Raw genomic sequence first — 11,862 nt, forward strand, 5'->3', positions numbered from 1 at the left:
AGCGAGCTGCCCGGCCGAAGAGGCCCTACACGCCCTGGCAATCGCCCTTAAAAGCGAGAACGGTTCGAGTCCGTCCGACCCTGAAAAGGTCACCCCAAAGGTGGCTTCTTCACTCGGGCAGCACCCTTTTCTCCCTCATTGGTCCGCGCGGACGCTCACCGTGTTGAGCGCCTTGGCAGCGCCCCAGGCCAGCTCCTGGAAGGCCCCCCGCTGACGACCGTTCCACCAGCTGTTCGGATTGTCGGGATCCTTCGGCGGCTCATCGCCAATCTCGCAGTGCGTGCCCGGCGCCGCGCAGGTTCCGCCTGTTCCCGACGTACCCGCGTCCGCGCCGCCCGCCACCGGAGCGCTGGGCTTCGCGTTCGCCGTGCCCGGCACGTCCTGGAGCAGGGACTGGGCACACGGGTCGAAGAGCACGGGCGGCGTCAGGGTCATCGACGGCCGCGGCTTGACCGTGAGAATCCGCGTGTACGTCACGAGCGGCACCCCGGACGCGTGGACCTGCGAGGTGAACACGTTGCGCGTCGAGGTGCCGCCCCCCACGTAGAACGTGAAGGCGCGGTGGTTCGCGTCGACGCCCAGCGCGATGTACGCGCCCGTCGTGGGGCAGTACCCCATCACGACCTGGGTGGTGGACGCGAGCGGCAGCGTGGGAGTCTCACGCAGGCTCCGCAGGACGGGGGGGCTCGGAGCCCTGCCCGGATCCGCGCACGTGTTCTCGGCAGGGCGCGAGCCCTCGTTCTCCCCGGGGCGGTTCTCGAACAGCGCGCACCCGCTCCCCAGCCAGCCGCACAACACCACTCCCCACAGCAGCTTCCTCATGATGTCTCCCCTCCCGTCACGAAACCGCCAACGACAGCTCAATCAAAGACAAGCACCGACCGAGCCCAGGTCGACGGCGCATGCGCCATCCACTCCAGGCGGGTGTCGCGCAAGGCGATGGCGGCGGGCCGGCCGTCCTCGATGCGCCCACGAACCGCGTCGAAGAACGGCGCCGCCTCCGCGTCCGGTACGTCCACCGTCGCGGCGAGCACCGTGCGCGCACCCGCCTCGATGAACGCCGTGGGCAAGCTGAAGCGCTCATACATCCACGGCGCCGAGCGCGCCGCGCGACACGCCCCGAGGATGACCAACGGCTGCCCGCGCAGCCGCGCCGCGCGCACCTCGCCAGCCGTCAGCGCGTAATGCCCGCCCGGCTCGGGTGAGAGCACCAGCAGCGACGCTTCCGACAGGCTCGGGTTCACCAGCCCGTGCGCGTGAATCTCGATCTCTGTCGCGTCCGCCATGGACTCCAGCACGTGACCGGGCGTGGCCTCCGCGCCGGACAACAGCGTCACGTCCTGCGCCGAGGACCGCCAGATGCCCAGGGGAGGCAGCCCCAACTCCGGCGGCGCCTCCACGTTCGCCACCACCAGCCGCCGCACACCACCGGCCGGGCTCGCGCTCACGGCGGGATGCGCGCCGTAGTAGGCCCACGCGATGTCCTCGGGCAGCAGGCCGGCGCGACCATGAAGCGGCGGCCGTGCGACCACCTCCACGCGCTCACAGGGGCGCAGCGCATCCACCAGCGCCGTCGGCACCAGCCCCCGCACCTCCTCGCCCAGCGGCGCTGTGCGCGAGGCATCGAAGTCCCCGCGCAGACTCCCATCGGGCCCGCGCATGACCACGAGCGTGCGCTCCAGGTCCGCGCTGATCGCCAGTGAGCAGCGCCCCGGGAGCGAGGCGCCCAGCTCCTCACCGAAGAGGGCCTCGGCCCGCGCGAAGTCCCCCGCGCGCCCCGCCGCGTAGAGGAGCGCCGCCTGGCTGTAGGCGCGAGCCTTGCGAGCCTCCACGTTGTAGTCGGGCAACTGGCGCGCCTCGTCCACCGCGCGCCGCAAGAGCGCCTCACCCTGGGCGCGGTCCTTCCCGACGAGATAGTTCCCCTGGATGTAGCGCGCGAGCACCCGCTGCCCGGGCGGCAGCTTCGCGTCCTGGAGTCTCGCCTCCAGCCCCGCCACGAGCCGCGCGTCCTGCTCCGCGTCGGGACTCAGTCGCGCCAGGTCCGCCAGCGTGTCCGCGCCCACGAGCGACAGCGGCCCCGGACAGGAGAGCGCCTCGCCCATGCTCGCGCGGGCCCCCTTCACATCCAGCTCGCGCAACAGCGCGTACGCGTCATTCGCTCGAACGAACTGCCGCGTGGCGCAGTCCTCTGGCCGGCGCAGGAGCACCTCGCCCAGATACGCCACCGCCAGCGCCGCGTTCTTCTGGAACCGCGCGAGCTGACCGAGCTGCATGAGGTAGCGCACCTCGCTCCACGAGCCATCGCTCCGGTACGCCGCCTGCGCGGACTCGACCGCCTGGATGGCCTCGGGCACGCGGTGGAACTGGCGATACAGCTCAGCGAGCGCGGAGTAGATGGGGCCGCAGCGATAGCCGAGCGGCTGGGCCTTGCAGGTCGCCACCGCGCCGCGCAGCACCTGCTCCGCTTGGAGCAACAAGCCCCGGTCCGAGCTGGCCGCCGCGCGCTCCTGCTCCGCGAGCAACACGAACCACGGGTCGCCAAGGTCGCGCGCGAGCGACGCGTACTCCTCCAAGTTCGCCGCGACCTCGCCATTCGTGACGAGCGCCCCCATGAGGAGGTCCCGCTCCCCCGCGCGCCGCAGCTCCGCCAGGAACGCGGGCATGCCCCCCGGCACGGGGCGCTTGAGGGCCAGCTCCCGGTAGCGCTCGGCCAGCGGCGCGCGCACGCGGAAGTCCCGCGCCTCTGCCCAGCGAAGCGCGTCACCCAGCGCCGTGCCACCAAAGCGCGCGTCCAATGCCTCCGCCATCGGCGCGAGGCTCCGCAGCCGCTCGATGGAGCCCGCCGCGCGGATGGCCTCGTAGAGATACATGCGCATGAATCCAGGATGGGCGCGCAGCTCCCCCGTGGGGACCGTCCCCGTCCCCGCCACCAGCGCCTTGCCCGCGGCCATCCCTCGATTCCAGCCCTCGCGCTCGGAGGCCAATCGCTCGCGCAGCGCCTGGGCGAGAGCGCGGGCCTCCTGCGACCAGCCCGTCTCGCCCAGGGCCGCCACCGCCTCGAAGCTCTCGGCGGCCGAGGCCCACAGCTCCAGTTCGCGCAGCACGAGCCCTCGATTCCACAGGGCCTGCGCGTGGCGCGGATGGGCTCGCAGCACACCGTCCAGCAGCGTGAGCGCCCGGGTCAGGTCTCTGCGGTCCAGCGCGAGCAGCGCCCGGTCGCAGTCCACATCCGGCGAGGCCTCCGCTTTCTCCAGATAGGGAGCCGCCAGCGCCGCGTCGCCGCGCACGAGATAGGCCGCGGCCAGTCCGTGCATGTCGCCCTGCGACTCCAGTCGGGCCAGCGCCTGGAGCGGGAGCGGCGCCACCGGGGTATGCTCCGCGCGCATCGGACCATAGGGACGGTAGGCATCCGCCGCCGCGAGGCTCACACGCGCCTCGATGAGCCGCGTGGCGGCCTCCGCTCGCCACACTGCGGCGCCGACCCGCGCCTCGTGCTCCCTCGCCGCGCGTCCCCACCGGACGAGTCCCGCGCCCACCGCGAGCATCAGGACCAGCCCCATCGGCGCCCAACGCCACACTGCCTTGCGAGCCTTGTTCGCTGACACGTCAGTCCCCTGGCCGATGCCGCAGTCCCTGCCTCCTCAACGGAGGGGCTGAGCGATCTTCCCGGGGACGCTACGAAGGTTCTCCCGTGGTGGCGATATGCGGGCGGAAGCTCAGCGCGGAGACGCGGCCGTGGGGCGCAGGTGGAAGCGCGCCTCGAAGCCGTTGAAGAGGTCCAGGTACTGCTCCAGGTAACGGGTGAGCAGGAAGCGCTCGCGCACGGTCTCGCGCGCCCGCTGGCCCATGCGGTCTCGCAGCGCCGGGTCCCGCAGCAGTTGCACGATGCGCGCGGCGCACTGCTCCACCGAGTCCACCAGGAAGCCGTTGTGGCCATCCTGGAGCTGATGGCGGATGCCGCCCACGTTGCCGCCGATGACGGGCGTGCCCTTCCACATCGCCTCGGTCACCGTGAGGCCAAAGCCCTCACGCAGGGACTTCTGCACCACCACGGCCGCGCGCCGCTGGAGCGCGTTCACCAGCGCGGTGTCCTCGCGGCTGAGCAGGAGGATGCGGTCCGAGCGGTGCCGGTGCAGGTGGCCGTAGACCTCCTGTCCCTCGGGGTCATCCGCGGCCATGTTGCCCAGGAGCACCAGCGTGCAGGGCACCTGCTCACGCGCGAGCTTGTACGCGGCCACCACGCCTTCAGGGTCCTTCCAGCGGTCGAAGCGAGACACCTGCACCACCAGGGGCAGGTCCGTGGGGATGCAGTGGTACGCGAGGCGCTCGTCGATCTCCTTGTCCGTCAGCTCGCGGTTCTTGATGGAGAACGGATCAATGGCGGGCAGGAAGAATCGCTGGGGGATGGGGAGGTCCTGCTCGTACTCGGGGATGCTGAGCACGGCGGCGTCGTAGGCCCCCAGGAACGACTTGAGATAGGACCACAGCGCGGGGTCGGGCCGGGTCATGTCCACGTGACAGCGCCACACCCACGGGCCTCGCTTGCGGCTGTGGTGCACGATGGGCAACGGCTGCGGGTCATGAATCACGACGCGGTCATGGTCCAGCCGGTTGCGCACGGCGTTCTCGTAGACGACCTCTTCGTAGATGCGGCGCTTGCGCGGCGTCAGGTCGATGCACGCCCCCTGTAGCGCGTTGTGCATCTTCTTCGTGATGTTGAAGAAGTCCGGCGGGCCTTGGATGGCGCGCCACTCGGTCACGAGCCCCACGCTGTTCATCAGCAGCGTGAGCGGAGAGAGCAGCTCCGCCACGCCGCCGCCGTAGTACGTGGAGTTGACGTGCGCCACGCGCAGGTCTTGGAGCGGGCGCGCCTTGCGCAGGATGCGCTCCACGGTCTCGGCGCCGACGTAGCGCTCATAGTCGGCGACCTGGACCAGGCGATGCACGGTGGAGCTCGTCATGGGCCCATCACTGCGTTCGGAGATGGGACGCCGCCACCGCGCCCTTCGCGAAACGCCACCTCGCGCACAGATGGACCGAGCAGGACCCGTGAGAGGTGTGGCCCGCAGACCACTCCACCGCGTCACCCGAGCCACGCTTCGCCCCGGCGTCGGCCGTCCACCGCTGGCGCATGCCTTGCTTCGCGACCCGCGCCTCACGCCCTTCACGACAGGAGTCTCTCGCATGTCGCAGCACCCGCTTCAGCTCTTGGGATGCCTCCTCCTCGGTGTCCTCGCGAGCACCGCGTGCGCCACCGGCCGCCCCGCGCCCTTGCGCCTCGCCACGAACCATCCCGGCTGCTTCGGGCTGATGAGCCTGGAGACGGGCGAGGTGACCTTCAACGATGCGGCGCGCTGCCGCGAGCGCCTGACGCCGGCCTCCACCTTCAAGGTCCCGCACGCGCTCATCGCCCTGGAGTCGGGCGTCGCCACGCCCGACGAGGTCTTCCCGTGGGACGGCACGAAACGCTCTTTCGAGGCGTGGAACCAGGACCAGACGCTCGACACGGCCATGCGCCGCTCCGCGTTGTGGGTCTTCCAGCGTCTGGCCACAAAGCTCGGCCGCGAGCGCGAGGAGGCGTGGCTGAAGCGCTTCCACTACGGCAATGAGGACGCGTCGGGCGACATCACGAAGTTCTGGCTCAACGGCCCGCTGCGCATCTCTCCCGAGGAGCAGCTCGCCTTCCTGGCGCGCATGTACCGAGGCCAGCTCCCGGTCAGCGCCCAGACGTTGAGGACGGTGCAAGGCATGCTCGTGCAGCGCGCGGACAGCGTGGCTCACGTGCGAGACGACATCGACCTCGCGGGTCCTTGGAAGGACGGCTCGGTGCTCAGCGCAAAGACGGGCTCCGCGCTGCGCCCCGAGGGCAACGTGACATGGCTGGTAGGCCACGTGGCCACGCGGCACGGCGCGTTCGTTTTCGTCAGCGAGGTCCAGACGCCCGCGGGCCCGCTTCCCTCGCCCCATCCCGCGCTGGCCGCCGCCATCGCGTCCCTGCGCGCCCAGGGCCTGTTGTGACATCCTGTGCCCGCTCCGAGCGCGCCCCTTGCGCTCGCCGGAGCCCTCACCCGCTGCCCGAGGCCCCCGATGCGCACCGGACTCCTCCTCGCATCCGTCGTCCTGCTCGCCTCGCCCGCGGGCGCCGCTCCGCCGACGTTCGTGGAGCAGGTGGAGACCTACGCTCGCGACCGAGCCTTCACGGTGACTTGGATCAGCGACTACCAACTCGATGAAGACCCCGAGCTGGAGCACGTCGCGTGGCTCTGCCACACGACCGCCAAGGGCGGCCATGACGCCCTCTTCGTCGTCGAGCAGGACCCCGGCGTCCTCTGGAGCCTCCACCAGGCCGAGGGGTCCGAGGAGCCGTGCCCGGCCCCCAAGCTCTTGCCCCCGGGTCCACCGCCCAGCCGGCTCGAGTTCGTCGTGAAGCTGCCCGGAGATTCGGGCTCCGCGACGGGCAGCGTCGCGTTTCGCGAGGGCAAGCTCGTCACGCTCTCGCGCGGGCACAGCCACGACGTCCGCAACGCCCTCGCGGAGTGCGGCCACAGCCTGTCCTTCACCTCACAAGGCGAGAACTGGGCGGAGCTGAGCTTCTCGCAATCGAGTTGGTACCAATGCCTGACCCGGGACCATTCAGACATCGCAGTGCCGTCGACCATCCGGGATCGCCGCGGGGGATTGATTCCAGTGCTCGCCACGCCCGCGCGCACGCACGCGTCCACGTACAACCTGCTCATTCGCGTCCCGAAGAACTGGCCTCCTCGTCATGAGCAGCTTGCCCATGTGCAGGTGGACGCGCTGTTCCTCGAGGAACCGAGTCGCGTGCGCCTGCGCATCCACGTCACCGACGACGTGCTGCTCCCCGCCCACGCCAAGATGGCGGACAAGGAGCTGCTCGGCGTGGATCATCTGGAGCTGTGGTGGTCGCCGATGAACCCCGCGCCCGAGACCCCCGCGAATCGCCAGCTCGCCGTGGCGCGCACCGCGAAGGGTGAGCCCGTGGTCCGCTGGCTCTTCCCGGCACACTTCACCGAGCCGCTGCCTCACGTGACGCTGGAAGGCGATGACTTCCTCATCGACCTGGCCCCCGCGCACCTCGGACTCGTCCCCGAACTGAAGGACAACTGGTCCCTGCCGTTCACCGTCGTGTTCTCGGACTCGGACGCCGTGGGCACGAAGCAGCCCGTCGTGACGGGCACCAGCATGGTGAAGCCGAACGACGCCACCACCTTCGGCAGGCTCATCGCCCTGAAGGGGCTCGCCCGCTATCCCACCATGCCGAACGACGACGAACCGGAATGGAATGACATCCCCATCCCCCCCGGGGAGAACCTCCCGCTCACCGCCGCGGGGCTGCCCGCGCCGCCCACTCCGCCCAAGCCCTGAGCGGCGCGGCCTCGCGCTTAGGCCGCTGAAAGCACCACGCGCCCGCCCCTTTCCAGGAGCGAGCGCGCGGGCTTCAGCGAAGCGGGGTGCGCGGACCCAAGGCCCGCGCCGCCGAGTGAGTCAGACCGCCTTCAGCCGGGAAGACGCCGCGCCACCGGCCGCGTCACGCAGCGCGTCCTTCTTGTCGGTGCGCTCCCAGGTGAACTCCTTGTCGGTCCGGCCGAAGTGACCGTACGCGGCGGTCTTCTGGTAGATGGGCCGCAGCAGGTCCAGGTGCTCGGTGATCTCGCGCGGCTTCAGGCCGAAGACCTGACGCACGGCCTTCGCGATGCGCTCCTCGGGAACCGCGGCGGTGCCGAACGTCTCCACCATCACGCTGACCGGCTCCGCCACGCCAATGGCGTAGGAGACCTGCACCTCGCAGCGGCGCGCCAGGCCGGCGGCCACCACGTTCTTGGCGATGTAGCGGCCCATGTACGCGGCCGACCGGTCCACCTTCGACGGGTCCTTGCCGCTGAACGCGCCACCACCGTGACGGCCCATGCCGCCGTAGGTGTCGACGATGATCTTCCGGCCCGTCACGCCCGAGTCGCCCATGGGACCGCCGATGACGAACCGGCCCGTCGGGTTGATGAAGAACTTCGTCTTGTTGTCGATCAACTTCTTGGGGAGCGCCTTGATGATGACGTCCTCGCGGATGGCCTCCTGGATCTTCTTGTTGGAGACGTCATCCGAGTGCTGCGTGGAGACGACCACCGCGTCGATGCGCACCGGACGACCGTTGCGGTACTCCACCGTCACCTGGCTCTTGCCGTCCGGACGGATCCAGTCGTGGTTCTTGCGGCGCACATCCGCCAGCCGGCGCGTCAGCGCGTGGGCGTAGTGGATGGGGGCGGGCATCAGCTCCGGCGTCTCGTCGCACGCGAAGCCGAACATCATTCCCTGGTCGCCGGCGCCCTGCTCCTTCTTGTTGTCCACGCCGCGCGCGATGTCCTGGCTCTGGCCCTCGATGGCCACCATGACACCGCAGGTGTTGCCGTCGTAGCCCATCGAGCTGTCCGTGTAGCCGATGCGCGTGATGGTCGCGCGGACGATCTTCGGAATGTCCACGTAACAGTTCGTCGTCACCTCACCCGCGACAATGGCGAGGCCCGTCTTCACGAGCGTCTCCACGGCGACTCGGCCCTGGGGGTCCTTGGCGAGAATGGCGTCGAGCACCCCGTCGGAGATCTGGTCGGCGATCTTGTCCGGGTGGCCCTCGGTGACGGATTCAGACGTGAACAGGAAGTCGGTAGGCATGTCTTCTCGGAGCTTGCGCTTTTCTACGACTGTGCGCGGGTCGGACAGTAAACGTGCGGTCCTAGCAGAGTCAAACCCGCAAGTGGGGCGCGACATTCGGCGGATGTGCCCTGCGAGCAGGCGAACATCCGGCGACACTACACGCGGGGTCTGACGCTGAATTTTGTCCTGCGCCGACCGTTTCCCTGGGCTAACAGGAACCCGCCGCTATCCCGAGGAAAACGAATCGTATGAACGCACGCTTCCGCACCTTCTCCCTGTTGGCCGCCCTCACCTTCGCTTTGCCTGCGCTCGCCGCGCCGGCCGCCAACGAGGCGGTGGTCAAGCCCGTGAAGACGGTGGTGCAGTCGGTCCGCTACGAGAAGGACCTGAAGGCGCTGGAGAACTTCGGGGGCGAGCAGCAGGGCCGCTATCTGCTCGGCGAGGACTGGGACAAGGCGACCAAGGCCCAGCGCACCGAGTTCCTGCAGCTCTTCCACACCCTCTTCGCGAAGATGGCCTTCCCCAAGGTCCGCGAGAACTTCAAGAACCTGGCCTCCATCACCTACGACGCGCCTGACGTGAACGGCGCCGAGGCGAAGCTGGGCTCCACCATCTTCATCAATCACCCACTGAAGAAGCAGGAGATGAAGCTGAAGTACACCATGGCCAAGGACGGCACGACCTGGAAGGTCGTGGACGTGGAAGTGCTCGGCGACTCCATGCTCAAGGGCATCCGGGATGATCAGGTCCGCCCGCTCATGAAGGAGGGCGGCTGGGACGCGCTGCTGGGCGCCATGCGCAAGAAGAACCAGGAGCTCGCTTCGGTGCAGGTGAAGTAATCCAGCGAGCGTCGTGCCGAGTGACCGGGCAGCCAGGCTCCCGGTCATCATCGAGGTTCCGAGGGCTGCGCGAGGCGGGTACTCTCCGCCTCCCTCCTCACTCCGAGCGCCTGGCGAATGTCCGTCCCCTCCACCGTCCAGAAGCCGCCGGCCCGCTCCGCGCCCTCCGAGCGCGAGGTGGATGCCTTCGCCGTTCAGTACGCGCCCCGCGCCCCGGGTCACCCCGCGGTGCGCGACCTGTTCCGTCTGTTGGAGGACATTCCGGCCGAGGGGCTGGAGGCCCGGCTCGCGTGGGTGGAGCGCTGGGTGCACTGGCTGCGCGACCGCATCCCCGCCCAGGGGCTGGTGGACGCCGATGAGCCCGGGGGTTCCGCGGCGGACTCGCGGCTGGCCCTGTTGGTGCGCGTGCTGGAGGGCGAGGGCGCGATGCGCGCGCACCTCACCCGGCTGGTGTCCGGAGTGTGCGCCGGCAGCCGCGGACTGAAGCTCTTCGCGCAGGTGGGCCTGCCCGCGGGCGATGGGTTCTTCTCCGAGGTCAGCGACCGCATCGCGCGGCGCGTGCTGCCCGCGCCGCCCGCGCCCGGGCAGTTGTCGGAGCTGCTGCTGCGCGTCTTCCCGGTGCCGGAGGACTCGAAGTGGCTGGCGGCGTTGTCTCCCGTGCTGCTCGCGCGCCTGTCCGCCCTGGTGGGCGAGCCCGTGCCGCCGGATGTGGTGCCGGGCGCCCGCGTGCGCGCGGACCTGATGGACGCGCTGCTGTTCCTCGCGGTGCAGACCGCGGCGCAGGGGCTGGCCGAGGACGTGCGGGACCGCAGCCTGGAGGTGGCCTTCCGCGCCTCGCCCTTCCTGCGGCTGCGGTTGGTCTGCGACGCGGTGCTCGCGCGCGACGGCGCACCGGACACGCTGCGCGAGGTGGCCACGAGCGTGGCGGACTGCCGGCAGGTGGTGGCCACCGTGTCTCGGCACCTGGAGGACGCGGGCGTCAGCGTGGACCTGGTGTATCGCCTGGAGCGCATCCGCCGCGGCCTGGACCGGATGGAGGCCATCGCGCGGGTGCTGGGCGCGCCCCGAGGCGAGGCCCGCTGGCGCGAGGGCCTGGCGCTCTTGTCCAACCTGCTCGGCCATGCGCACGCGGACCGCTCCGTGCGGGCGCTGGTGCGGCGCAACGTGCGCCTGCTGGCGCGGAAGATCATCGAGCGCGCCGGGCACTCGGGTGAGCACTACATCACCGGCACGCGCGCCGAGTTCCACGGCATGGTGCACTCGGCCGCGGGCGGCGGCCTGCTGACCGCGGGCACCGCGGCGATGAAGTTCTTCCTGGGCAGCCTGTCCCTGGCGCCCTTCTTCGCGGGCTTCTTCGCGGCGCTCAACTACGCCGGAAGCTTCGTGGTGATGCAGTTCCTGGGCTTCACCCTCGCCACCAAGCAGCCCTCCATGACGGCGGCCACGCTGGCCGGCGCGGTGGGCGAGAACACCGACGAGCACGGCCGCCTGGAGCGACTGGCCGAGTTGGTGCCGCGCATCACCCGCTCCCAGCTCGCGGCGGCGCTGGGCAACCTGGGCTGCGTGCTGCCCGTGGCCGTGGCCATGGCGTTGATATTCCAGCGCGTGATGGGCCACCCCCTGCTGTCCGCGGACAAGGCCCAGCACGTGGTGGAGTCGCTGCACCCGTGGCACAGCGCCGCGCTGCTGTGGGCGGCCTTCACGGGCGTGCTGCTGTGGGTGTCCAGCGTGGCCGCGGGCTGGCTGGAGAATTTCGTCGTCTACCGCCAGATACCAGAGGCGCTCGCGCACCACCGCGTCCTCCGGGCGGTCCTGGGCGTGTCGGGCGCGCGCAAGGTGGCGGATGGGCTGATGCACCACGCGGCGGGCGTGGGCGGCAGCGTGACGCTCGGCGTGCTGCTCGCCGTGGCGCCCGGGGTGGCGGGCTTCTTCGGGGTGCCGCTGGATGTGCGGCACGTGACGCTGTCGTTCGGCTCGCTGGCCTTCGCGGGGTGCTCGCTGGGGCCCGAGGCCGTGCTCGAGCCGGACTTCCTCGCCGCGGTGCTGGGCATTGGCTTCATCGGGCTGCTCAACTTCGGCGTGTCCTTCGCCCTGGCCCTGGCCGTGGCCCTGCGCGCCCGCGACGTACCCCTCCGCGAGGCGCTGCGGTTCGTCCGGGTGGTCATCATCCACTTCCTCCTGGACCCTCGGGCCTTCCTCCTGCCGCCCCGGGACGAGCCGGCGGCGGCCCCACCGGCCGGAGCCCCCGAAGTCCCGGCCCCGGAGCCCGGCGGTCGCTGAGGCGTGTATTCCCGGTGACAGGCCGGAGGGGCCCGCTCGCCGGGCCCGCGCCCAGGGGGCAAACAGGCACGGGGCT

The 11,862-nt window shown here is 70.5% G+C and carries 8 protein-coding genes; 4 read left to right on the forward strand and 4 right to left on the reverse strand.

Translation table 11 applies throughout. The features are described 5' to 3' along the window. Window positions 1–135 precede the first annotated feature (135 nt). The 3 genes from KRR26_RS08105 to KRR26_RS08115 form a co-directional block, all read right to left on the reverse strand. A complete protein-coding gene (locus KRR26_RS08105; protein WP_217079526.1) occupies window positions 136–822 on the reverse strand; it encodes a hypothetical protein in 687 nt (228 codons plus the stop codon). Window positions 823–860: 38 nt separating this feature from the next. Continuing rightward, window positions 861–3,560 (reverse strand): CHAT domain-containing protein, encoded by a 2,700-nt coding sequence (locus KRR26_RS08110; protein ID WP_217079527.1) that lies wholly within the window; start codon window positions 3,558–3,560, stop codon window positions 861–863. Between the two features lie 156 nt (window positions 3,561–3,716). Next, window positions 3,717–4,961: a glycosyltransferase gene (locus tag KRR26_RS08115; RefSeq protein ID WP_217079528.1), complete on the reverse strand. Its 1,245-nt coding sequence runs from the start codon at window positions 4,959–4,961 to the stop codon at window positions 3,717–3,719. A 223-nt stretch (window positions 4,962–5,184) separates the two neighbouring features. Between KRR26_RS08115 and KRR26_RS08120 the strand changes: the two genes are divergently transcribed. Beyond that, on the forward strand, window positions 5,185–6,018 hold the full coding sequence (locus KRR26_RS08120) for a penicillin-binding transpeptidase domain-containing protein (RefSeq protein WP_217079529.1): 834 nt from the start codon (window positions 5,185–5,187) through the stop codon (window positions 6,016–6,018). Between the two features lie 69 nt (window positions 6,019–6,087). Beyond that, window positions 6,088–7,386, forward strand: a complete 1,299-nt coding sequence (locus KRR26_RS08125) for a hypothetical protein (protein ID WP_217079530.1) — start codon at window positions 6,088–6,090, stop codon at window positions 7,384–7,386. 120 nt (window positions 7,387–7,506) lie between these two features. Here the strand turns inward: KRR26_RS08125 and metK are convergent, their stop codons facing one another. Further along, complete coding sequence (gene metK / locus KRR26_RS08130; protein WP_120205714.1) at window positions 7,507–8,685, reverse strand: methionine adenosyltransferase; 1,179 nt, start codon at window positions 8,683–8,685, stop codon at window positions 7,507–7,509. 230 nt (window positions 8,686–8,915) lie between these two features. Here metK and KRR26_RS08135 point away from each other — a divergent pair, with 230 nt between their 5' ends. Both KRR26_RS08135 and KRR26_RS08140 read left to right on the forward strand, forming a co-directional pair. Next, window positions 8,916–9,506 carry an ABC transporter substrate-binding protein gene (locus tag KRR26_RS08135; RefSeq protein ID WP_120205712.1) on the forward strand — a complete coding sequence of 197 codons (591 nt, stop codon included), beginning with the start codon at window positions 8,916–8,918 and terminating at the stop codon, window positions 9,504–9,506. A gap of 117 nt (window positions 9,507–9,623) precedes the next feature. Beyond that, on the forward strand, window positions 9,624–11,786 hold the full coding sequence (locus KRR26_RS08140) for a site-specific recombinase (protein ID WP_217079531.1): 2,163 nt from the start codon (window positions 9,624–9,626) through the stop codon (window positions 11,784–11,786). Window positions 11,787–11,862: the final 76 nt, after the last annotated feature.

This window comes from Citreicoccus inhibens (genome assembly GCF_019039035.1).
Lineage (GTDB): Bacteria > Myxococcota > Myxococcia > Myxococcales > Myxococcaceae > Citreicoccus > Citreicoccus inhibens.